The sequence below is a fragment of the Streptomyces sp. NPDC057682 genome, assembly GCF_042799575.1.
GTDB lineage: Bacteria > Actinomycetota > Actinomycetes > Streptomycetales > Streptomycetaceae > Streptomyces.
Genome location: NZ_JBHVIN010000019.1, coordinates 28,467 through 51,049 on the forward strand (window position 1 = coordinate 28,467; position 22,583 = coordinate 51,049).

A 22,583-nucleotide genomic window follows, 5' to 3' on the forward strand; every position below is an offset into this window, starting at 1 on the left:
CATCCAGTCTCTTCGTCAATGTGCTGTTCGATGTGTACGGGGGAGGTGAGGGCGGGTGACCAGGGGGCGGGCGTGGTCCTCCGTGGACGGCTCCGGCCGGGCGTGGACCGTCAGCGCTGGCGGAGGTGCGGGGTGACGAAGGTGTAGCCGCGGGGCAGTTCCCACCCGTCCGCTTTTCCGGCGTGGCGGCAGTGGGCGCGATAGGCCGCGCGCTGGGTGTCGCTCGGTTCCCGGCCGGCGGGCAGTCTCCGTAGGAAACCGTGTACGGCGTACTCGAACCCCATGTCCCGGGGAAGCCCGTTTCCCCCTCTCCCCGGTCGCGGTACGGGGACGAAACAGGGCGCGTATCCCACCAGCGGGATGCGGGGCTCGCCGTCGCGGGCGGGGTGATGGGGTTCGCCGTCCGCGCCACGGCTGCCGGCGGCCGGGTAGAGGTGCCGTTCGGTGAGCAGTTCCTCCACGGCCCGCTCCACCGCGCTGATCTGGTGGGGAGCGGGTGGGCCGACATGGATTCCCCTGGGCAGCGCGTCGCGGTCGAGCAGGGCGTGCCCGTCGGGCGTGAGCAGGCCAAAGCGGCGTACGGCTCGCAGTACCAGCCGTCTGGTGTCGAGTCCGGCGGACGAATCGCCGTCCCGGGCGCTTCCCGGAGCACCGTCCCGAGTCAGCACCTGTGGGTCGTACTCGTGGGTGATAAGCCGTCCGTCGATGTCCACGGGCTCCTCCAGTTCCCGGGTGGAGAGCCTGAGGACGGTGCCGCCGCGCGGCCACTGGAGCCACAGGCGGAGTCCCGGGAAGAAGTCGATGGGCCACTGGACGTCGCGGAGCATGCCTCTCTCTTCCGTGAGGTCCAGGGTGACCTCCTGCACCTGCTCAGAGGGGTCGATCACGACGCTGGCGTGGTGTATCTCCAGGCGTACGCGGCCGCTCTCCGGGCCGAGGGAGGCGAGTCCGTCCCGGGCCATCCCGTTCAGCGGCACCCTGTCCTCCATGAGGTGGGCCAGGCGCAACGGTTGCTGCCAGCAGAGTTCGCTGTCGTCGATCCGGAGGTAGTTCCGGAGGCCGATCTCCTCCTCGTCTGTGAGCGGGGTGTCGACGAGGGGAGCGTCGGTCGGCGGTGCGTCGGCGGGTTCCCGCTCCGGCGGAACGTTCGACGAAGAGGGCCCGGCGGACCGGGGTGCGGGCGGGTTGACCGTGTCGCGCCAGCCGCGTCCTGCCGGGACCAGAGGGTCGCTGTCGTCCTCCTCCTCCGAGCCGGGGTGGTGGGAGCGCCAGATGGCGCCGTTCTCGAAGCTGTCGTCGAGGGTGATCCGTACGCCGCTGCCCTCGCACAGGCCGTTGTCGGTGTCGCCGCGGAGGAAGTCCGTCACGGCGAGGTTGGCCCGGCAGACCGAGACCGCGTACTCGGTGCCGGTCAGCAGTGATGCGGCGCCCGCAACGCCACGCAACCACGGGGCCGTCGCCGTGTATACGGTGCGCGAGCCACTCAGTCCGTGGCGGCGGCGTGCACCGGGGACGGCCGCACGTTCCAGGGAGCTCACGAGGTCGTACAGGTCCGATCCGCCCAGTGGCCCGTCCTGGCGGAGACCGGCCCCGACGCGTTCGCGGGTCAGCACGTAGGGGCCCCAGCCGCGGAGGTTGTCGGTGGTGCGCAGGGCATGGGCGATCACGTCCATCAGTCCGGTGAGCGCGGTCCGCAGACGTTCCTCGTCCCGACCTTCGGTCAGATGGGCGAGGGACACGGGCACGAGGGGGCTCAGGAGCGCTTCGCGCTGGTGGGTGAGGAGGTGTGCGACGAAGGCGGCCGTGTCGTCGAGTGCGGCCTCCTGCGGGGTGGAGTAGCGGGCGTCCACCATGACGTGACCGTCCTCGTTGAGCCATTTCCCGCGGGCACGCAGCCTCGTGAGCTTCGTCGCGTCGAGTTGGAGCGCGGGTCCGAAGGCCGTGAGGTCGGGGACGAGGAGCTCCCGGCGTATGCAGGTATCCGCCCGCTGGTCCCGCGGGCCCCGTACGGTGGCCGGGGCTCCCGACACCCAGGCCAGCACCTCGCCACTTTCCTCAATCGCGGGATGGCGGCCCTCCTTGTAGACGATCTCGGCGTACAGCGGATCGGACCCCGTCTCGATGCGGACGAGGGCGCCGACGGGGTGGGCCATCACCTCGTCCCCCAGGGTCAGGACGGGGAAGTCGTCGGGGTCGAAGGGGCCGTTGCCATAGCCTTCGCCGCCGATCTCGAAGCCGAAGTAGGCGGCGTTGAAAGCGACCGCCGTGTGCACCGGGCAGTTGCGATCGGCGACGACCGCGGCCAGGTAGCGGCGCAGCCGGGCGATCTCGTCGGGCGGCGTGGCCCGGTGTCCGCCGGTCATGCGCGGGGTGAGGACGGGGCGGTCCTCGTACGGCCGCCAGATGTCGGTCCCGTCGGTGGTCAACGCGGTCACGCCTCGCTCTCCTCCCTCGTGGCGGGGAGCGGTGTGCGCGGTGACGGACGGGCCGCGCGCCAGAGCCCGTCGGGTCCCTCGGTGGCGGCTCCTCCCGCGGCCAGCCGCGTCAGGCTGTCTCCGACCGCGGCATAGGGGAGGTCCGCCCGACCTCCGAAGTGGCGGCTGTCCCGTACGGCCCTGGGCAGGGAGATCATCTTTCGGCTCCTCGGCTGGTAGGAGGATTCGTCGCCGCGCAGTGCGTGCCAGAGCCGACGGGGGTGCATTCCCTGGGGCTGGAGCTGCAGCAGCCGGTGGATCTGGCGGTCGACCCGCTGGTCGCGCTGTGCCGTGTCGGTGCGGCCGCTGTGTCGGGGGGCCGGGCTGTGGAAGGCCTCGGCCACTGCTGGACGTCGTTCGTCCACGGGTCGGCTGCCGGTGTCCCAGCAGGCGGAGCACCGGCACTCGGGGGTGGTGCAGCATCCCTCGGGGAGGTCTTTGACGCCGAAGTAGTCGGCGAAGGCCCTCTGGGCGCATACGGTGGTCGCCTCGAAGAAGCGGCGGAGCTCCGCCAGTTCCTCCGCGGTCCGGCTGCCGCGCCGGTGAAGCAGCGGGAGGTAGCCGTCGGGCAGAGTGGCCGTGCGCACGGCGAGGCCGGTTACCAGGCGGCGGCTCGGCGCTGCCGAGACGTCCAGCAGGCCGCGGTCGTGGAGGTCGGCGAGGAGCTCCCAGGTCGCCGCGGGCCCGTCGGCGATCGACCGGTAGTCGGGGCAACGGGCGGCGAGTTCCTGATCGAACGCCTGGACGTCCACCTTTCCCGGGGTGTGCCACGACAGGGCCATGTCGACGACGGCCTGCTCGATCCATACCGGTTCGGTCTCCCGTCGGCCGGGCCGGTCTGCCGGTGGATCTGCCCGGCCGACCGCGTGTCGCACCGGATGCAGGTCTCCGGGCTTGACCGCGCAGTATGGCGGATGGTCGCCGAGGTCCTCGACGGCGTCAAGGTCGGCGAGGGCGCCGAAGGCCCGCATGACGCCGCTCCGGTAGCGGTCCTGGATGTACTGGTCCTGTAGTTCGGCCTCCTTCAGGGCACCGTTGGACACGTCCTCCGTCATGAGGGTCTCGGCCAGCCGCACCGGGTCGAGCGTCCCGCTGTGCTGGGCGAGGACAAGATCGCCCATGCGCCGGAGCAGGGCAGCTGGCAGTTCCTGGCCGGTCATGAAGCGGACCATGCGCATTCCCCGGCTCGTGGCAAGGGCGAGGCCGCTGTTGACGGGGCCAGGGTCCGCTGTGCTCCGGCCCGCGCTGTCCCGTCCGGCCCGGCCGATCTGCTGATACAGGGCAGCCAGGTCGGTCGGCGGGGACACGCACATGACGGTACGCACGTCGGGTCTGTTGACGCCGAGCCCGAACGCGGAGGTGGCGACGACGAGCAGGGGTGCGAACCCGTCGTCGCTCTCGCGCGGTGCTTCCCGGAATTCGTTCATGACGGCCGCTTTCTCCGCCTCGGTGAGGCGGCCGTGGAATCGCAGGACGCGTACGCCGGCGTCACCGAGGTACTCGCGCAGATGCGTGTAGAGGGTGTTGACCTCTTTCACGGTGAGGCAGTAGAGGATGGCGTGGCCTTCCAGGGCGTCGACGACGCGCTCGACCAGGCCCACCGCGCCACCCTGCCCGAGCCGGTCCAGGGAGCGGCGGAAGACGGCAAGTTCGGGGCGGATAGGGTTCTCGCGGACGGTCAGGAGTCCGCCGGCGACACCGCGGTGCTCCGCTTCGGTGGCTGCCCGGGTAGAGCCCCGGGCGGGGATCTCGGCGGGCAGGGCGAACAGTCCTTCGCGCAGGGCCTCGTGAACGGCCCGGTTGGCGGTGGCCGTCACGGCGGTGACGGCCACCCCGTGGTCCTGGCGCAGTTCGTCCAGGAACCGGCTGACCCTACGCATGCTGGGGCGGAAGTCCTCCCATTGCGCCAGCGTGTGGGCCTCGTCGACGGCGATCCGGGTCACCCGGCCGGATGCCGCGGCGGCTCGTACCGTTTCACGGAAGCGCCGCTGGCACAGGCGTTCCGGGCTGACGTACACCAGCCGGATGCCGTGGTCGGCGCGGCCGAGGAACTGGTCCGCGACTTCGGTCTTGCCGGCTCTGCTGCTGGACTCCCGCAGCGGGGAGATCAGTGCGCGGACCGCTCCGCCGATGGTCCGGTTGAGTTCGAGGGCCTGGTCGTGCATGAGGGCCACGAGCGGGCTGACGACCAGGGTGACACCGGGCAGGACCAGGGCCGGCAGCTGGAACGTGAAGCTCTTGCCGAAGCCGGTGGGGAGCAGCCCGAGGACGTTCCTGCCTTCGGCGGCGGCGTTGATGACGGCCCGCTGTGCCGGCTTGAGGGAGACGGGGTCGTCGGAGAAGCCGAGCAGACCGCCGATCCTCGCGCAGCGCTCCAGTACTTCTCCGGCGAGCCGGTTCTCCTCGCGCAGCCGGTGGGTCTCTTCGGAGGTCAGCGCCAGTTCCCTGATGCGTCGGGTGTGCGGGAGGAGGGTGTGCCGTTCGAGGGCCGGGTCAGTGCACAGCTCGGCGGCCCGTGCCGGGTCCAGGATTCCTTGTGCGGCCATGAACTCCCAGATGCGGCGCCAGCCTTCGGCCATGGTGGTGACGTTGCCCCCGCCGATGCCGCCGTCGTCCGGGTCGGGGCGCTGCAGTCCCTCGTCGAGGCTACCGAGGAAGGCGCGCCGGTAGGAGCGGCGCAGGCCGCTCCGGCCGCCGAGTTTGCGGTCGCTGATGATCACGACTCCCCGGTGCCGGTCGGACCGGATGAGTCGGCCGACCGCCTGGCGCAGCTGAAGGGCTGCGAGGGGGAGGTAGTAGTGCTCGGTGGCGGCACCCTCCGGGTCGGGATGCCCAGACTGCGCGGCCCGTTCGGCCACGGCCGCGCGCCGGGCCTCGATGATCGGTGCGGCAAACGGTGCGAAGGGCAGTTTGTTGATCCAGACGAGGTTCAGCCGTTCGGCGTCGGAGATGTCGACGCCCTGCCAGAGTCCCTTGGTACCGACGAGGAAACCGCCTCCGTCCCGGCGGTCGGTGAACGCCTGGTGGGCGCGGCCGTTGCCAAGGAGGAGCGCTTCGACGACCGGTGTGTCCAGGCCGCGGGAGCGGAGTTCCTCCACGAGGTGGAAACCGATGCCGGCGGCGGTCGAGCGGGCGGTGGTGAGGATCATGCCGCCGCCGTCGAAGCCATTGCCGTCGGGGCGTGCCCGAGTCGTCTCGGCGGCGAATCCCGCCACCTGGTGGGCCACGGTGCGCAGTGCGCCCTCCTCCTGTTCGGCCCAGGACGGGAAGTCGGAGAAGCACACCACCTCGGCCTGGGTGCTCAGGTCGAACGGGGAGGGCAGGGTGAGCGCTGGCAGCTCGCGCGGCAGCCCCAGCCGGTTGAGGACGAAGTCCCACTCCCCCGAGACGCGGAGGGTCGCGGAGACGTAGTGGACGCGGTCGAACGACTCCAGATAGCGCCGCCATTCCGGGTCGGCGGGCAGGTCGACGGGGCTGGTGGCGATGCGAAAACGGTAGGAGCGCAGTTCCGTCTTCGGCTCGGCCAGCTCCTCCAGGTGGACGACGCGAGAGGGAGGCGTGTCGTCCGGCCGCCCGGCGGGATCGAGGAAGGCTCCGAGGTCGGACGTGATCCGGTCGAGGGAGGTGGTGAGGGTGTCGGTATGCAGGGCGAGCGCGTTCAGGCGTTCGCAGGCCAGCGGGCCGAGGGCGGCGGCGTGCTGGGCGACGTACCGTTCCAGGGTGATGCGGCAGCCCACGAGTGCCTTGGCGATGCGCTCCAGCAGGAGCGACAGCCGCCGGGTGTCCCGGGTGCCGGCGGTGCCGGTGTGGGGGCCGGCGAGCGTGGTGGCCCGGTTGCCGATCCGTACGCCCACGCCCTTGGCCCGGGCGTCGAAGGCCTGTGCCGCGAGTCGGGGGAGCCGTTCGTCGTCGAGCAGCCGGTCCAGTTCCGCGATCGTGTCGATGGCCCGGTCCCGTTCCGGGCCGGATCGTGCTTCCGCCACCCATGTGTGGTGTTCCGCCAGCACCTCTTCGAGGTCCTGGTAGTCGACGGCGACGGTCAGTGCCGTGGTGGCGGCGTTCTCCAGTTCGTGCGCCTCGTCGAGGACGAGGAGGATGTCTGGGCCCGCGGCCCGCAGGTCGTCCAGGTGGGAGAGGACCAAGGCGTGGTTGGCGAGGACGAGGCGGTGGCCGTCGATGGCCTCCCTCACCGTGTTCGTGTGCACGGTGAGGGGATTGCCCGTGGCGGGTCCGTAGTCGCCGTCGCGCTGGGACAACGACTCCAGCCAGAATGGGAGCGCGGCGCCCATGTAGTCCCCGCAGAAGGCAGGCAGGTCCACCGGGTCGACCGACCTCGCCGTCCAGGACCGGGGGGCTTCCGCGGAAGCGATCAGCCGCAGGGCGAGGAGGACGGCGAGTTCACGGAAGCGGAGGGCCCGGGTCTGGCGGCCTCGGCCGCCGGGTGCGCGGTGGGGGGTACGCTCGCGCGTGGCCTCGGCGAGGGCCTTGGTGAGGGCGGCGAGGGAGAGCCTGCTGGACTTTCCCTTGACCAGGTCGGTGACGCCGAGGACACCGGGGAGGGCCCGTTCCAGGTCCTGGACGTCCTTCGCCATCTGGCTCTGGAGCTGCTTAGTGTAGGTGGTGATGACCGCGGTGCGGTCCGGCGCGCCGGCGAGCCAGTCGAGTGCGGCTGCGAGGACCGCGTAGCTCTTGCCGGTGCCGGTGGGAGCTTCCAGCAGGCCACTGACACCGGCGTCGGTCCACTGGTGCAGCGTCGTCGTCATGCGCTGTTGGGCGGGGCGGGGTTCGACGTGGGGGCCGTGCACGACACGGGCGAGGGCGGTCGGGTCGACCCTGCCGTCGGGTCCCCGGAGCGTGTCCGGGACAACGACGGCGCCACGGCCCGGCATCCGGCCGTCCGCGTTCCGGCGCGGCGGATGGTGTGCGACCTCCGCGCCCAGCAGGCGGGCCACGTACGCCTGCTCCCAGACGAGGGGTTCTGGTGGGGTGGCCCGTGTTCCTTCGGTGATCTCCCTCAGCAGCTGCCAGGCGTCGGAGTCGGGGCAGACGTCGGAGACGAGGGCGCGTAGCTCGGGTGCCTTCTCCGAGAATTCGGCGGCGGCCCGCCGCAGGAGGCGGACGAGCAGGATCGCGTCGCCCTCCGCGGTGTGCGCGCGCGGTTCCGCCTCGGCAGAGGTGGGCATCGGGGCCAGGTCCTGAAGCCGGTGGGAGGGAGCCGTCGGCCACATCGCGTGGGCGAGGTACAGCGTGTCGACGAGGCGTACGGAGGCGAGCGGATCGTCCGTACCGGCCTCCGACGCCGCCTGCTCGACGACGGGGAAGTCCAATCCCGTGCCGTTGTGGGCCACGACGACGTCGGCGTCCGCGAGAAAGTCGCAGAGCTCCGTCCACGCCTGCCGCGCGGGGATCCCGCGGTCCAGTACGGCGTCCCGCACGGCAGCGTCGCGCAGTTGCTCGCCGTCGCCCGGGAACCTGAGGTACCGCTGCCAGCGGGGGCCGGCCGCGACCCATTCCCGGTCCGCACCGCATCTGACGGCTGCCACGTCGTACACGTGGCGTTGTACATAGGGTGCGTTGGCGGTGGTGCGTACGACGCTCTCGATGTCGAGTGTGACGGCCCTGAGGAAGGACGTTCTGGAGGGCGCTTCATCGGCACCCGTGGCGTCGCGGCCTTCCGCGCCGTCGTCCAGCGCTCCTGCGGCGTTCATTAACGGCCGTTCACCGGGAAGGACTTCCGGCTGGACGACGGGCATGAGGCAGTCGCCGTCCTCACGCAGCAGACCTCCGGCGACGGCCTCGGCGATCAGTTTGGCCAGCCGCTGCTCGGGAAGCCCCGGGAACCTTCCGGTCGCCTCCGCCACAAGCTCCCGTCGTGAGATCCCGGACGGTAAGTCCTGGACGAGTTCCACGATCCGTCGCGCCGCGACGGAGACCGCCCGCACCCCACTCACGAACACCCCTTCCGTACTAAGCACCTGACCACCGCACGCTCACCACGCACACCAGGCACCCGTCCCCTCCCCAAGGGAACCGAGGCACATGCCTCAGGCACCATTTATGACATCCTCGTCCGACAGAACGGAAGCCCTGCCCCCGGTCGAATATTTGATCATCAGCTTTCGGCGAGGTCTTCCCACAACACGTCCGCCACCAGCTCCTCGGCCACGACGATCCCGTGCCCGGCCAGCTCGGGATCCCACAGGGCTTCGGTGACGCGCCCGGGGCCAGGGCCTTGGCAGAGAGGTTCGGCGCCGAGATGATCAACGCCGACATCGCCTACGTGAACCTCACCGGCGACATCAAGGAGGTCACCGACTCCCAGGGCATCGTCCACCGCACGAAGTCCGTGATCATCGCGACCGGCTCCGGCTACCGCAAGCTCGGCCTGCCCAAGGAGGACGAGCCCCGAACTGGTCCCGGCTCAGCCCCGCGCGCCCCCGCAGCGCCTGCCGGGTCGGCGGGCGCTTGCTGTCATGGCGGCGTCGATAGAGTCCGCTCATGACGTACATAGTGACTCTAACCTCGGCCCAGATGGCCGAGAACGAATCCGACTGGCCCATCACGGAACGCTTTACGAAAGGGCTACCCACAGGGCTTGACACGTCAGACACCGGCACCCGGTTAGCACTTCTGGTGTGTGACAACCGGATTCACCCCACAAGCAACAGCCGCAGGGAGCTCTCCGAACACGGCCGCTTCGTCAGCTGGATCGGATCGGTTCAGCGCTTCAACACCGTGGGACCGGTCGACAACAGCATCACCATCGAGCCCATGCGCAGATGTCCGCGACCGGTGCCTTTGGACGGCCCCGACGGGGTCTTGACCTCCCTTTCCTCGACGCATCGATCCCACGTGGAGCAGGCCCTCTCCGGAAGCGCGGGATACTGCGGCATGACAACCTGGCAGGCTCTCCAGGAAGCCATCCTGAAGAGTCACCCCGAGTTGGCCCGGTACATCGAGTGGCTGCTCGCCAATCTCAACCCGATCCGCTTCGATGTCGACGACGCGGCGGACTGTGCGTGGCAGGAACAAAGAGATGCGGCTCAGGCCCTCACTCGGGTAACCGATTTCCCTCACTCTGCGCTATCGGCCTGGGGACGCCCCGCCTCACGGGACGCGCCGTACCTCGCGGGGCTCATCCCAGACCCCGTGGAGAACAGCCTCATCGACCACGACGTACGAGCCGGCCTGGGCAGCGAAGCTCCGCTCTTCGACGACTGGCGACGCATCAGTGACGTACGATGTGATATTCATGTGTTAGAAGACTCCACCGGACGCCGCCTCGAGGTTGTCAACGTCAATGCCACTCCGGTCGAGAGCCGACTGGGCACGGACATGATCTACTACCACCACCCCAGCCACAGCTTCGTCCTCGTCCAGTACAAGCGACTAACCTCCCGGACCAAGGAGTACCGGGTGAATAAGCAACTCCTGGACCAGATTGACCGCTTGGAGCAAGTGGCAAAGCTCAGCTCGAAGCCTGCTCGCTCCCACGAGTGGCGCCTCTCCCAGGACTCATGCTTCCTAAAGTTCGCACACTGGCGGGAGTCAGCAGCTCCTACCTCCGAGCTGGCCCACGGCATGTACATTCCCGTCTCGTACGCGCGCGTTCTCCTGAACGACGACTGCACGCTCGGGAGTAGGGGTGGGCGCATCTTCAGCTACGAAAGGGTGGGCCGCTACCTCGTCGGCTCGGAATTCGCGGATTTGGTGAAGCACGGCTTGGTCGGAACCGTGGGAACCAGCGTCGAGCAGTTGCGAGACTTCGGGCTGCAGCGTGCCCGTGAGGGGTACAGCGTTGTGTTGGGATACGAAACGAGTGAGGAGACGCCCCGTGCGCGGGCGACACGCGCCCGCAACCGCAGCACGAAGAAGAGACCGAAGGTGAACTCCTACTCCCCGCCTACCTCGCAGCCGCCCTTGTTCGACGTTCCGGGTTCCTGATCCGCAGCGGCCAACAGCGGCCGCTCACGCTCCCATTCCGCCGGAGCGGCCGCACAAGGCACACTCCTCCCGGACGTAGCGGGACCACAATCGACAGAACGACGCCGCACCACACAACACCGGCCGCCCCCGGTGACATTGCGTACGTGGCGATCTGCTGGCACTGAGCACCTCACATCCGTCACCGTGTCCGGGGAAGGCAGCAACACCCCTTCCTCCTTTCACGATAGGGATGTGCACGCCGCAACTGCCATCCACGCTGTGGGGTGACCGCCTCGCCCGACTCTTCCACCCAATCGTGCCCACGTCCGCCCATTGGGACATGGCGAGAGCCACCCGCACCAGGGAACGGTTCTTGCTGCTCCTCGACCGCCAGCCGACCCGCGCCTGGTCGGAACGCTCACCCATCGCCGTATCCGCTGCGCGCTCTGCCCCACACCAACCAGGCCAGGTGGATCGGGTCCGGGTGCGGCCAGGTCCTCCGTAGAGATCTCCCGAGCGCTCGCCAGCGCGTCTCACACCGACTGGCGACCGCTCAAGACCGAACCTGCTGTCCCACATGGGCGATCGTGATCGCCTTTCCACCGGGGAATCGGCCTCGTGCTCGGCGACGGCCCTACGGGCTGATACATCCGTCAGCCCAAGTGCCGAAGGTGGCCGATGTAAGCCATCCCGCTGGCACTGGTCATTGCGTTCACTAAAACCCGGCAGACCAAGCCAATGCTTCGCCACCTCGACTTCCGCGAGCGCCCGACGGTGAGTTCCGCATATACCTCCGCCCCCAGGTGTGCGTGAGGGTCGGGACGCCGAAGTCCCGTTGGGTGAGTGCCACGTCCGTCCTCCGTCCGGATGGGCTCCAGTGTTCTGCCAGGTCAGAGCGGCTTTCGGAACAGGGATAGACCCATGGTTGGCCTACCCCCGACCTACGGGGTTCGCCTACGCCGGGTGCTTCATCAGGAAGGCTCGCACCCCATCGATGAACAGCCGCACCTGCGTGTCGTCGTAGTTCCCGTGCGCAGCCATGTTCCGGAGGTCCGTCCAGGCCGTGATCTGCTTCTGTTGCAGTCCGTCGTAGACGCCGGCCTTCTTGAGGTCGGAGTTCATGGTGTCGGCCTTCTTCAGCAGACCAAAAACTTGCCGTTCTCCCGAAGCCGGAAATCAGGCGGCTTCCCAGAGGCCAGCGTCAAGGATGCGGGCGGCTTTGGTGATGCTGCCCGGCATCAGGTGCCGGTAGGTGCGGTACGTCTCCTCGATGGACTTGTGGCCCATCCACTCCGCCACGTCAGTGATCGGAATCCCGTTCCCGAGGGCGTTCGAGGCGAAGTAGTGCCGGAAGCCGTACATGCCCACACCCTCCTCCGGCGGGAGGTCAGCGAAGAGCTTCCTCACCCGGCGCCGCTCCATACCTTCGGTGAAGTAGCCGCCCGGACCACGCAGCAGGTAGCCCGCCTTCGTGGTGCCGTGCTTCTCCGCGTACCGCTCGATCGTCTCCCGCACCGACCGGGGCAGCGGCACTTCTCGGAACTCCCCCACCTTGCGGTGCTTCAGCTTCGCCGGCTTCAGCGTGTTGGAGTGGATCTGCTCCCGCACCCGGTACACGTCCTGAGCGACAACGTTATTGACGTTCACCGCCCGCGCCTCACCGTTACGCAACCCACATCCCGCCATCATGACGATCTCCAGGGCCAGATCCTCACCAGCTATGGCCAGCGCTTTGGTCACGTACGCGAGGGACGGAATGGCCACCCGTTCGCGCACGTACTCCGGTTCCTGCACGCCCCTCACCGGGTCGTCCGCCATGGCGCCCTTACCGAAGGCATCCCGCAGGATCGTCTTGAGGACCCGGAACACGTTCACCTGATTCCCCCGGCCGACCCCGTCGCTTTCCATCTCGTCCAAGAACCGCTCGACCACGATCGGTGTCACCGTATTCAGCTTCCGCGACCCCAGACGCGGGACAATGTGCACGTTGATCGAACTGTCGACGTGCTCCCCCGTGGAGTAATCCGTCATCTTCCGCTGACGGGGCCGCCACTGCTTCGCGTACTCCTCGACCGTCAACCGCCCCAGCTCCCGACGGGCCGCAGCCACCGACGGCGCCGTCGTTTTCTTCTCCGCGTACAGCTGCGTGAGACGTTCGATCGCATCGTCCTGCGTGCCGTAACCGGACTCCTCGCGCTGCTTTCCCAGCGCGTCCCGGAAACGGATCGAGTACGCGTGAGGGCAGCGGGTCGGCTTCGCGCAGCCGCAGTCCTTGAAGAAGGACCCCATACCGCGGGCGAGTTGTCGGGTCATGTACGCACCATCCGTTCCAGCCCAAGACCCTGCTCAGGCGCCTTACCGCAGGTCGAAGGTCAGCAAGCGGGGACACGTCCGGGACGCATGCTGACCGTTTGCTGACCTGAGGGGGGCACATGATGCCCCTGACCTGCGGCGACGCCAAATGGTCAGATCTTGGACTTGAACATCGTCCGTATCATTGAGGTACTCCTGGGAAAGAGGCTCCCTGCCTGCGTTTTTGCAGGTCAAGTGCTGTTCTCACACTCTACAACGAATCGCAAGTCCAGGCGGTCGTCGCCAGGTTTTCCATGACTGACGCGGCCCATGTGTCAGACCGTCGCCCGGACCGGACGGCCAGGCCACCGTCGCATCGCAGGCCGGGCGGCCAGTGCCAGCGCGACGGCCCCGGCACGGCCGCCCAGCCGGCCGCGGTCCCGGCCGACCGCAGCGCGGGGACGCCCGTCGGAGAGGCCCGTGGCGCTCACGCGCGGGCCTCCTCCCGTTCGTCGAAGTCCTCGCGTGCGCGCTCGATGGCGGCCATGTGCCGCGAAGTCCAGGCCAGCAGTACGTCGATGGGCTCGCGCAGGGTCTTGCCGAGTTCCGTGATGCGGTACCGGACGGCCACCGGGCGGGTGGAGAGGACCTCGCGCTCGATCACCCCGTTGCGTTCGAGGCGCCGGAGCGTGGTGGTGAGCGACTTCTGGGTGACCTGGGGGATGGCCCGGCGCAGTTCGTTGAAACGGCACGGGCGCTCGCAGAGGTCGTTGAGGACGGCGAGCGACCACTTGTCGAGGACTTGGTCGAGCAGTTCGCGGTGCGGGGCGTCGATGCGGACTTCGTCGTCGGTATCCATGGCGAAACCTGGTCTCGTTGAAGTGTCTTCTTCCTACTACGTATCTTCACGATACCTAGCTCGGAAGAGGAGAGACCCATGACCGTCCACCGCTTCACTCCGCCCGGAATGCTCCAGCCGACTCCCTACCACCACGTCGCCGTGGGCACCGGGACCAAGCACGTACACGTCAGCGGCCAGATCGCGCGCAGGCCCGGTGGAACCCCCGTCGCACCCGGCGACCTGTCCGGACAGGTCGCACAGGCGCTGCGCAACACCGCCGTCGGACTGGCGGGGGCAGGGGCGGGCTTCGCGGACGTTCTGCGCCTGACGTTCTACGTGACCGGGTGGGCCCCGGAGAAGATCGGCGACTTCATGGCCGGAGTGGAGGCCGTCGCCGAGGAGATCGGGCTCCCGATCCCGCTGCCGCCGGCCTCGCTCATCGGGGTCGACTACCTCTTCGAGCCGGATGTGCTGGTCGAGGTCGAGGCGACCGCCCTCCTGGACTGACGGAGCGCGCGCGGATCAGCGGGCGATCGAGATCGCGAACGGGGCGAATCCGTTCGCCCGGATCACGTGCGGCACGAACAGCACCGCGGCCTCGGTGGCGCGGGCGGTCCGTATGCCTCCGAGATCGGTGATCCACTCTTCGCGCCAGCCGAGGTCGACGAGCAGTTCGCGCACGGCCGTCCTGGCCTCCGGGTCGTCACCGGACAGGTAGGCGTCGGGTGCCTGCGCCAGGGCGGCGGGCGCGGTCATCACGGGGAAGAGCATCGTGTTGAGGGTCTTGACGACACGCGTCCCGGGGAGCGCCTCCTGGAGTTGCTCGGCCAGGCTGGAACCGGGGTGGATCAGGTCGCCGGGAAGACCGTCGGGCCCGTCGACGGTGGCGTTGGAGACGTCGACGAGGATCTTGCCGCGCAGTTCCTCGCGCAGGGCGACGAGCCTCTCCAGCGAACCGGCCCCCGGGGTGGCGTTGATGACGATCCGGGCGGTCCGCGCCGCTGCCGCGGCGGCGCCCGGCGCGCGGCCCGCCGTTGTCACCTCGTGCCCCGCCCGGGTGAGGGCGGCGGCCAGGCCGCCGCCGACGCGGCCGGTTCCGAGAACTGCGATCGTGGTCATGGTCATCAGGTCCTTCTGTGTGCAGGGGGGTGATGTGCGGTCAGCGGGAGAGCGTGTCGACGGCCTGGGCGTGGACGCCGGGCGCCGCGGCCAGGAAGCTCTCGCTCCGGGGAGTCCAGGGGCGGCCCTCGGCGTCGGTGATCCGTCCGCCGGCCTCGGTGACGAGCAGCGCACCGGGCAGCAGGTCCGCGCGGGCCCCGGCGAACTGCCAGAAGGCGTCGATCCGGCCCGCGGCCACGTTCAGCAGATGCAGGGTCGCCGGTACGGCGGTGCGCACGACGAGCGCGTCCAGGAGCATCGCCGTGATCGAGGAGCCGACGCGCCGCACGACCTTCTCGTCCTCGTCCGGCCGGGCCTGGCTGGTGGCCACGAGGCCCAGGCCCAGGTCCGTGGTCGGGGAGACGCGCAGCGGGCGGCCGTCGAGGTGAGCACCCGCACCGGCGAGCGCCGTGCAGGTCTCTCCGGTCAGGGGCACATGGACCACGGTGAGGACCGGCCGGTTGTCGCGTACGAGAGTGGCGGTCACCGCCCACTCCGGAAGGGCGTGCAGGTGGTTGACGTTGCCCTCGGCCGGATCCACGACCCACCATTCGCCGGACGGCAGTGCCCCGCCGTCCAGTTCATTCTCCACCCAGCCTGCGTCCGGGCGCAGACGCGTGAGGGCGGGGCGCAGGATGCCGAGGGCCGTGTCGTCGTTGTCGGCGAGCGCGTTCATGAGCTCGCCGCGGGTCCGATGGGGGACGACGGCGCCGAACCGCTCGCGCAGCGCCGAACCGGCCTCGCGCACGACGCTCACGACCCGGCCGAGCAGCTCGGCGTCGGAGGCGGTGCCGGTGCCCGTGCCGGTGCCCGTGCCGGTGTCGGTGCCGGTGCCGGTGCCGGTGCCGGTGCCGGTGCCGTCGAGGTTCTCAAGGGTTTCGGTCATGGCTGTACTCCCGTGTGCAGAGGGTGGGTTGAGGCGGCAGGCCCTGGCTTGTTCGCCGTGTCCCGCGCTCTGCTTCCGAAGGTATAGAGACCGATGATTAACATCAAATGCATGTCAGGCACGGCTAGGATTACTCTCATGCAACTGGATTTGAATCTGCTCTCCGCCTTCGACGCCCTGCTCGAAGAGGGGAGCGTGGCGGGTGCCGCCGCCCGCCTGCACGTCACCGCTCCCGCGATGAGCAGGAGCCTGGGGCGGATCCGTCACACCACCGGGGATCAGATCCTCGTGCGCACCGGCCGGACGATGACCCCGACGCCGTACGCGATCGCCGTACGCGAGCAGGTGCACGAGCTGCTCCAACAGGTCCAGGGGGTGTTGGCGCCGAGTCGTGAACTCGACCTGGCCACGCTGGAGCGCACTTTCACCCTTCGCTGGCACGACTCCCTGGTCGCCCTCTGCGGCCCCGCACTACTCCGCGCCGTACGCGAGGAGGCACCGGGCGTACGCCTGCGCTTCCTCGCGGAGGCGAGCGTCGACACCCCCGAACTGCGGCGCGGCGAGGTCGACCTGGAGGCGAACGCCACCCGGCCCGGCGCGCCGGACATCCGTGCCGAGAGCGTGGGCGAGAGCCGCCTCGTCGTCGTCATGCGGCAGGGGCACCCGCTCACCCGCATGCGGACCGTCACGGCGGAGCGGTACGCCGCCGCCGAACACGTCACCGTCTCGCGCCGCGGAAACCTCCACGACGCGGTCGACGAAGCCCTCGCCCACCTCGGCCTCACCCGCCGCGTCGTCGCGTCAGCGCCCACGGAAGCGGCCGCCCTGGAGTTCGCCCGCGGCCGCGACCTGCTGGTCTGCATTCCCGAAGCCACCACGCGCCCAACGGTCACCGACCTCGGCCTGGTCGCACTCCCCCTCCCTCTCGACCTGCCATCCGCCCCGATCTACCTCTCCTGGCACCAGCGCTACGACACGGACCGGGCCCATCTCTGGCTCCGCGACCTGGCCCGCGCGGCGCTGGCCGGCCACACGGCACCGTCGTAACAGCGTCGTCGTCACGACACCGAACCCGGCGCACACCTGACCCACTCCCCATATCGGCGCCGCGCATCGCTTCGATCGCGACGGAGGACGCACCTCTGCGCCCGGCCCACACCCCCGGCCCTTGCGCCCCGGTGTCAACTCGGCTTCGGGCTCTGCCCGTTGGGCCGGTCCGAGGGCCCGGCCGCCCACACGTCACGAGCGCGGCGTTCTCACGATTCCAGCATTCATATCGTCAGCTAATATGCCTGGAGTCCGCGCGACGGGGCTGTTGCAGGGCGCGCTTCGCGCACGGATCGATCAGGCGGCATTCAGCTCGTTCAACGACGCCTTGGGGCCTGATCCGACGGGCGCACGACTCGCCGCACGAGGCGAGCGCGCGCTCCGCTCCACCGCCCCGCGCCGGAGCTGTCCCGGGGGGGGCGAGACCGCTGGAACGCGGGCGGCTTCAGCCTTCCCCTCAACGCGCAGTGACAAGGGGCTGGGGAGCCGAGTGAAGAGACGTTTCTGCATAGTGGGTGCGGCACTTCTGTGTGCCGTGTTCGGTATACAAGGGCCCGCCGTCGGCGCGGGCGTGGAACAACCGGCGACGGTCCGGGCGCTGAACGACAGCGCTGCCGACGCGGACTGGCCTGCTGTCAGTTCCGCTTCCGCGACCGGCAACGACAACGCTCCGCGCACCGTCGCCGGGAGCGCCGCCAGCACCGCCCCGCGGCACGACTACAACGGCGACGGCCGAAGCGACATGGCCTCCTGGTACGACTACTCCCAGGGGCAGGACACCATCCACACCTTCACCGCGCGGGCCGACGGAGGCTTCGCTCCGCCCGCCGAGGGGTGGACGACCCCCAAGGGCAACTTCTGGGCCGAGCACATGAAGCGGGTCACCGGGGACTTCAACGGTGACGGCATCGGGGACGTGGCCGCGTTCTACGGCTACGACGGCGGGAAGGTCTCCCTCTTCACCTGGCTCGGCAAGGGGAACGGAACCTTCGCCGACTACCTCACCTCGTGGTCCGTGGAGCCGGGGAACTGGACCTTCGACGCCATCACCGCGCAGGCCGGTGACTTCAACGGCGACGGCCGCGACGACATCGCCGCCTGGTACGACTACCACAACGGCGACGACAAGCTCTTCACGTTCCTGGCGGACTCCGACGGCGGATTCGCCACTCCCTTCTCCTCCTTCGCGCGCGCCGAGGCCGATAAATGGCAGGTCGAGCGGATGAAGTTCGCCACCGGTGACTTCAACGGGGACGGCCGCGACGACCTCGGGGTCCTGGACAGCTACACGGCGGGCACGGTGCGGCTGATGGCGTTCACCGGCAGGCCGGACGGTGGCTTCGCCGAGCCGGTGAGCGGCTGGCAGTCCACCGGCTGGCAGTTCGACCGGGTGAGCGTGGTCTCGGGGGACTTCGACGGCGACGGCCGCGACGAGTTCGGCACCTGGTACGACTACGCCGACGAACACGACGCCCTGTTCGCCTTCGGCCTCGACGCCACCGGCAAGTTCGCCGGCCAGCGGGAGCTGTTCAACGCGCCGACGGGACACTACGACCGGGCCCGCATGTACCTCGTCTCCGGCGACTACAACGGGGACGGCCGCGACGACATCGGCGCCCTCTACGGCTACGGGGGCGGGACCGTCACGGCGCTCACCTTCACCGCCAGGGCCGACGGGACTCTCGTCGACGCGCTGCACAGCTGGAGCAGCACCGCCACGGACTACTGGACCTTCGCCCGAGTGGCGACGATCGAGCGCTACAACAGTTCCCTGATCGCCTGCCCGACGCTCTTCGGGCACGGTGGATATCCCACCGGGGACAACTCCTGGGCCCGGGACAAGGTCCGGGAGCCGAACCACCCCAAGGGCCTCGCCGATCAGAAGAGCTGGGGCGCGAGCGGCGTGGAAGCCGATCTCCGGCTCACCAAGGACGGCACCAAGGCCGTGATGTGGCACAACAACACGAGCAGGGGGCTGAGCGGCACCAAGTACGACATCGACAAGATGACGTGGGCCACGGGCGCCGAACAGCTCAAGGGCCGCACGATCTACGACGCCAGCCCCTACGCCGGCGAGACCGTCTACACCTTCCGCGAGTGGCTGGAGAGCGCCAGGACCCAGCAGATGGCCGCTTTCGTGGAACTCAAGAAGGAAACGGCGCCGCTCCTGCTCAACGGCGAGACGTCCGCCCGCGAGGCCGGCTGGAACGAGATCATCGCGCCCCTCAAGGAGCGGGCCGCCTCGCAGAAGATCATGATCTACACCCTGAACGACGAACTGCGGCCCGAGCTCCAGAAGCGCGTCAGGGCCGCGGGTCTGGACGCGATGCTGGAGAACCATCCCCGCTGGATCGACGATGCCGAAGTCGGCTGGGAAGAGCCGCCTCCGGCTGCCTCACGCCAGTTCGCCTACTGGCAGTACAAGCTGAACAGGCTCGGCTCCCCGGTCGACTCGGTGCCGATGGTCACCTCCTGGACGAGTGACTTCGCGACCTGGGTGCAGGGGAAGTGCCGCTGAACCGGCACGTCGCACCGCCCGGCGCCCCCGGCGCCTCCGGCGTCACCCGTCGGAACGCGGCCCCGGCCCGCACGGCCGGGGCCGCGTTCCGGCGGTCCGCCTCGCAGGACGCCGGCCGGTCTCCCGCCCGGCATCACGACCACAGGTCACGGAGTGCCGCGTCGACCTGGTCCGGCTGGCGTGTGCGGGTAGTAGCCCGGCACGCACAGCCGGCGGACGCCGATCCTCCGGGCGACGGCTTCCGCGCAGGCGAGCAGCGGCTCTTCGGCGTAGCGGCGGTAGAGCTCCGGGGGCGTCCTCCCGGGTGCCCGAGACGACGAGCTCGGGCCAGGGGGGCGGCGGCGCGTGGTTCCAGGGGCGGGTCCGCCTCCCGGACCGGCCGTTCGCGCATCGACGGGGTGACGGCACGCAGCCGGACGCGGCGGTGGGCGCCGCGCCCAGGCGGTCCGCGAGGGCGGCGGTGACCTCCTTGGCCAGGGCGGGCGTGCAGTGCAGGCCCGGCACCGAGTGGGTGAGGGTCCGCCGGTACAGACCGCTTGCCGGCGCCATCGTCAGGAGCGCGGCGACGGATCCCGCCCCGCCGGCCTGGCCGCCCACGGTGACCAGGTCCGGGTCACCGCCGACGGGGCCCACCGGGAGCGTCGCGAAACGATCGCCCGCGCCCTGTGGAGGGTGGTGGAGACGCGCGGGGTCCTGCGTCTGAGCCTGCGGGAGGTCCGGGAACGTCTTCGGGCAGCGCTCCGCGGCCACGTTCCGCGAGTTGCCGCATGCGTACGGTCACTCCACCATGGAAGTCGCGCCCGCCGGCCGGCCCGGCCGGTTCCGCAGCGGTGGACAGGAGGGATCGGCACATGGCCAGGTACTTCGAGAACGCCGCCGGTGCACTCGTCCCCGATGCCCTGTCGGGCTTCGCCCGCGCCCACGCGGACCTCGTGGCGTACGACGCCGGTGACGGCTTCTTCACCGCCCGGCACTCGTCGCCGGCCCGCCGGGCGGGGCTCCTGTCGGGCGGCGGCTCGGGGCACGAACCCCTGCACGCCGGATATGTCGGCGCGGGCATGCTCGATGCCGCCTGCCCCGGAAGGGTCTTCGCCTCTCCGCACAACCGGCAGATCTTCCGGGCCTCGCGCGCGGTCGCGGGGCCGGAGGGCGTCCTGCACATCGTCAAGAACTACACCGGCGACCGGATCAACTTCGGCATCGCGGCCGAACGGCTCGCCGCCACCGGCATCGGCTGCGCGCGGGTCCTCGTCGACGACGACCTGGCCTCCGACTCCGGACGGATCGCGGCGGGCCGCCGGGGCACGGGCGCCACCGTGCTGGTGGAGAAGGTCCTGGGCGGGGCCGCGGACACCGGGATGGGGCTCGACGAGCTCGTGGAGCTGGGCACCGCCGTCGCGGGGCGGTGCCGTACGCTCGCCGCCGCCTCCGCCGCCCACACCGCACCGGCCAGCGGTGAGCCGGCGTTCGAGCTGCCGGCCGGAGAACTCGAATACGGTGTCGGGATCCACGGCGAGCGCGCCGGCCGGACCAGGGCCCAGGGCGGTGTGCGGGCACTGGTGGAGGAGATGACCGGGGCCCTGCTGGACGCGTTGCGCCCCGGTCCCGACGCCCCGGTGGTGGCCCTGGTCAACGGTCTGGGGGCGGTCACCTCGCTGGAGCTGTACGGGATCTTCGGCGAACTGGGGCGGATCCTCGACGGCCGGCGGGTACGGCTCGCCCGGCATCTCGTCGGTGACTACGTGACCGCGCTCGACATGCGCGGCTTCTCGCTGACCCTCATGGTCGCCGATCACGACACGCTGAGTTTCTACGACGCACCGGTCCGCACGCCGGCGTTGCGATGGTGAGCGGCCCCGGGCCGGTCCCCCGGCGGCCCGGTGACAGGAGCAGGAGGACCGCCCCATGACGACCACGGCCGCGTTCGACGGGACACGGACCCGCGACTGGATGCGCCGCTTCGCCGATTCGGTGTACGCCACCGAGGCCGAGCTGACCGCGCTCGACCAGCAGGCGGGGGACGGCGACTTCGGGACCAATCTCGCGGCCGGTGTCCGGGCCGCCGGTCCTCCGCTCGACCGGACGGAGGATTCGGCCGGGCCCGCGGAGCCCCTGGGCGTCATGGCCGCCTCCTTCCTCGACGAGATCGGCGGAACCAGCGGTCCGCTGTTCGGTCTGCTGTTCCAGGCGCTGAGCAGGGCCGCCGCGGACTCCGGTCCGCAGTTGACGACCGCCGCACTCGCCGAGGGAACCGCCCAGGGCCTTGCCGCGATCCGCCGTGTGGGCGACGCCGCCCCGGGCGACAAGACGCTGGTCGACGCGCTGGATCCGGCGGCGGCCGCACTGCGGGCGGCGGGGAGCGCGCCGGCCGCGGAGGCCTTGGCAGCGGCGGCGGACGCCGCCTGGCAGGGCGTCCGGGACACTGCTTCGCTGGCGGCGCGCATGGGCCGGGCCAGCTATCTCGGCGAACGGGCGACGGGCGTACCCGACCCCGGAGCGGTGGGCATCGCCCTGTTCTTCGCCTCCGCGGCCGGCGCCGTGCCCGCCCTCGGACCGCTGCTCCGGCCCACCGGCTGACCGACGGGCGCCGGCCGGGCCGGTCGCCCTACTCGCCGATGCGGTCGCGGGCCCAGCACTCCAGCTTCGGATCGGCGAGGCTCTCGACCCACAGGTCCGCCCGCTCGGCGTCGGGGCCCTGTGGGCGGGAACCGATTCCGATGACGCGGAGGCCCGCCCGGCGAGCGGATTCCATGCCCGTGAGGGAGTCCTCCACGGCCAGCGCCTCGTTCGGTGGGATGCCGCAGAGGCGGACGGCCGCGCTGTAGACGTCGGGCTCCGGCTTCGGCCGTACGCCCTCGCCGGCCACGACGACATGACTGAAGAAGCCGAGGAGTCCGGCCCTGTCCAGGCATGCCTCCACCATCGTCCGGGGGCAGTTGCTCGCGACCGCCAGGGGAAGGTGCCGGGCGGCCGACCGCACCAGGGCCGTCGCTCCCGGAATGGTGACGGGGTCCTCGTCCACCAGTGCGGTGAACGTGGCGAGGAGCGTGGCCGCCATGTCGTCGGCGAGGTCCGGCTTTCCGGTCTCCTCGGCCATGAGCGTGCCGCACTCCGTGTAGTGCACGCCCTTGGCACGGTCGGCGAATCCGGCCGGAGGCTTCAGACCGAAGACCCTGAAGGTGGCGTTCCGGGCCTCCTGCCAGTGTCGTTCCGTGTCCATCAGGGTTCCGTCGCAGTCGAAGACGATGGCGGACGGGGACCAGGCGAGGATATTGCGAACTGTCATGTAACTGCCGTTCTCGAGGACTGCGCCGACCGCTCGGGCACACGGATGCACGCATGGCGGAGAGATGCCGGGATACGGGTCACGAATGCGCAGCGAGGGGGGAGCCGTGCGACGGGGCACGGCTGCTGCGACCGCGTGCACGGCGCGGGGCGCGT

The 22,583-nt window shown here is 70.1% G+C and carries 14 protein-coding genes and 1 pseudogene; 7 read left to right on the forward strand and 8 right to left on the reverse strand.

Annotated features, from left to right (window positions below; translation table 11 throughout):
* Nucleotides 1-110: 110 nt before the first annotated feature.
* Both ACFVDM_RS30240 and ACFVDM_RS30245 read right to left on the reverse strand, forming a co-directional pair.
* Nucleotides 111-2,435 (reverse strand): hypothetical protein, encoded by a 2,325-nt coding sequence (locus ACFVDM_RS30240; RefSeq protein ID WP_383647700.1) that lies wholly within the window; start codon nt 2,433-2,435, stop codon nt 111-113.
* Nucleotides 2,432-8,335 carry a DEAD/DEAH box helicase gene (locus ACFVDM_RS30245; protein WP_383647705.1) on the reverse strand — a complete coding sequence of 1,968 codons (5,904 nt, stop codon included), beginning with the start codon at nt 8,333-8,335 and terminating at the stop codon, nt 2,432-2,434. The genes ACFVDM_RS30240 and ACFVDM_RS30245 overlap by 4 nt, the downstream gene beginning before the upstream one ends.
* Before the next feature lie 365 nt (nt 8,336-8,700).
* Between ACFVDM_RS30245 and ACFVDM_RS30250 the strand changes: the two are divergent.
* Nucleotides 8,701-8,874, forward strand: a pseudogene (locus tag ACFVDM_RS30250) (thioredoxin-disulfide reductase); the annotation flags it as partial.
* A 98-nt stretch (nt 8,875-8,972) separates the two neighbouring features.
* Nucleotides 8,973-10,418 carry a hypothetical protein gene (locus ACFVDM_RS30255; RefSeq protein WP_383647710.1) on the forward strand — a complete coding sequence of 482 codons (1,446 nt, stop codon included), beginning with the start codon at nt 8,973-8,975 and terminating at the stop codon, nt 10,416-10,418.
* 936 nt (nt 10,419-11,354) lie between these two features.
* On the opposite strand, the gene ACFVDM_RS30260 is transcribed toward ACFVDM_RS30255, so the two are convergent.
* The 3 genes from ACFVDM_RS30260 to ACFVDM_RS30270 form a co-directional block, all read right to left on the reverse strand.
* On the reverse strand, nt 11,355-11,522 hold the full coding sequence (locus ACFVDM_RS30260; protein ID WP_383647714.1) for a hypothetical protein: 168 nt from the start codon (nt 11,520-11,522) through the stop codon (nt 11,355-11,357).
* A gap of 54 nt (nt 11,523-11,576) precedes the next feature.
* Nucleotides 11,577-12,713 carry a tyrosine-type recombinase/integrase gene (locus tag ACFVDM_RS30265; protein WP_383647717.1) on the reverse strand — a complete coding sequence of 379 codons (1,137 nt, stop codon included), beginning with the start codon at nt 12,711-12,713 and terminating at the stop codon, nt 11,577-11,579.
* Nucleotides 12,714-13,179: 466 nt separating this feature from the next.
* Nucleotides 13,180-13,551, reverse strand: a complete 372-nt coding sequence (locus tag ACFVDM_RS30270) for a winged helix-turn-helix transcriptional regulator (RefSeq protein ID WP_383647720.1) — start codon at nt 13,549-13,551, stop codon at nt 13,180-13,182.
* Between the two features lie 78 nt (nt 13,552-13,629).
* Here ACFVDM_RS30270 and ACFVDM_RS30275 point away from each other — a divergent pair, with 78 nt between their 5' ends.
* On the forward strand, nt 13,630-14,040 hold the full coding sequence (locus tag ACFVDM_RS30275; protein WP_383647724.1) for a RidA family protein: 411 nt from the start codon (nt 13,630-13,632) through the stop codon (nt 14,038-14,040).
* 15 nt (nt 14,041-14,055) lie between these two features.
* On the opposite strand, the gene ACFVDM_RS30280 is transcribed toward ACFVDM_RS30275, so the two are convergent.
* Together ACFVDM_RS30280 and ACFVDM_RS30285 are read right to left on the reverse strand one after the other, a co-directional pair.
* The gene (locus ACFVDM_RS30280; protein ID WP_383647727.1) at nt 14,056-14,652 is read right to left on the reverse strand and encodes an NADPH-dependent F420 reductase; all 597 of its coding nucleotides are present in this window, start codon (nt 14,650-14,652) and stop codon (nt 14,056-14,058) included.
* Between the two features lie 40 nt (nt 14,653-14,692).
* Nucleotides 14,693-15,577, reverse strand: a complete 885-nt coding sequence (locus tag ACFVDM_RS30285) for an inositol monophosphatase family protein (protein WP_383647732.1) — start codon at nt 15,575-15,577, stop codon at nt 14,693-14,695.
* Between the two features lie 138 nt (nt 15,578-15,715).
* On the opposite strand from ACFVDM_RS30285, the gene ACFVDM_RS30290 reads away from it, so the two are divergent.
* The 4 genes from ACFVDM_RS30290 to dhaL all read left to right on the forward strand — a co-directional run bounded on the left by ACFVDM_RS30290 (nt 15,716) and on the right by dhaL (nt 21,719).
* Complete coding sequence (locus tag ACFVDM_RS30290) at nt 15,716-16,624, forward strand: LysR family transcriptional regulator (RefSeq protein WP_383647736.1); 909 nt, start codon at nt 15,716-15,718, stop codon at nt 16,622-16,624.
* 571 nt (nt 16,625-17,195) lie between these two features.
* Entirely contained in the window at nt 17,196-19,142 is a 1,947-nt protein-coding gene (locus tag ACFVDM_RS30295) for an FG-GAP-like repeat-containing protein (RefSeq protein WP_383647742.1), read from the forward strand.
* An 851-nt stretch (nt 19,143-19,993) separates the two neighbouring features.
* Nucleotides 19,994-20,992 (forward strand): dihydroxyacetone kinase subunit DhaK, encoded by a 999-nt coding sequence (locus tag ACFVDM_RS30300; RefSeq protein ID WP_383647747.1) that lies wholly within the window; start codon nt 19,994-19,996, stop codon nt 20,990-20,992.
* A 55-nt stretch (nt 20,993-21,047) separates the two neighbouring features.
* Nucleotides 21,048-21,719: a dihydroxyacetone kinase subunit DhaL gene (dhaL, locus tag ACFVDM_RS30305; protein ID WP_383647750.1), complete on the forward strand. Its 672-nt coding sequence runs from the start codon at nt 21,048-21,050 to the stop codon at nt 21,717-21,719.
* Between the two features lie 28 nt (nt 21,720-21,747).
* Here dhaL and ACFVDM_RS30310 read toward each other — a convergent pair whose 3' ends face one another.
* On the reverse strand, nt 21,748-22,428 hold the full coding sequence (locus tag ACFVDM_RS30310) for an HAD family hydrolase (protein ID WP_383647753.1): 681 nt from the start codon (nt 22,426-22,428) through the stop codon (nt 21,748-21,750).
* Between the last annotated feature and the right edge of the window lie 155 nt (nt 22,429-22,583).

What these genes read in the sequence shown, in the direction of transcription:
- ACFVDM_RS30255 (WP_383647710.1), top strand. Translation starts at nt 8,973, where the DNA reads ATGACGTACATAGTGACTCTAACCTCGGCCCAGATGGCCGAGAACGAA.
- ACFVDM_RS30260 (WP_383647714.1), bottom strand. Translation starts at nt 11,522, where the DNA reads ATGAACTCCGACCTCAAGAAGGCCGGCGTCTACGACGGACTGCAACAG.
- ACFVDM_RS30265 (WP_383647717.1), bottom strand. Translation starts at nt 12,713, where the DNA reads ATGACCCGACAACTCGCCCGCGGTATGGGGTCCTTCTTCAAGGACTGC.
- ACFVDM_RS30270 (WP_383647720.1), bottom strand. Translation starts at nt 13,551, where the DNA reads ATGGATACCGACGACGAAGTCCGCATCGACGCCCCGCACCGCGAACTG.
- ACFVDM_RS30275 (WP_383647724.1), top strand. Translation starts at nt 13,630, where the DNA reads ATGACCGTCCACCGCTTCACTCCGCCCGGAATGCTCCAGCCGACTCCC.
- ACFVDM_RS30280 (WP_383647727.1), bottom strand. Translation starts at nt 14,652, where the DNA reads ATGACCACGATCGCAGTTCTCGGAACCGGCCGCGTCGGCGGCGGCCTG.
- ACFVDM_RS30285 (WP_383647732.1), bottom strand. Translation starts at nt 15,577, where the DNA reads ATGACCGAAACCCTTGAGAACCTCGACGGCACCGGCACCGGCACCGGC.
- ACFVDM_RS30290 (WP_383647736.1), top strand. Translation starts at nt 15,716, where the DNA reads ATGCAACTGGATTTGAATCTGCTCTCCGCCTTCGACGCCCTGCTCGAA.
- ACFVDM_RS30300 (WP_383647747.1), top strand. Translation starts at nt 19,994, where the DNA reads ATGGCCAGGTACTTCGAGAACGCCGCCGGTGCACTCGTCCCCGATGCC.
- dhaL (WP_383647750.1), top strand. Translation starts at nt 21,048, where the DNA reads ATGACGACCACGGCCGCGTTCGACGGGACACGGACCCGCGACTGGATG.
- ACFVDM_RS30310 (WP_383647753.1), bottom strand. Translation starts at nt 22,428, where the DNA reads ATGACAGTTCGCAATATCCTCGCCTGGTCCCCGTCCGCCATCGTCTTC.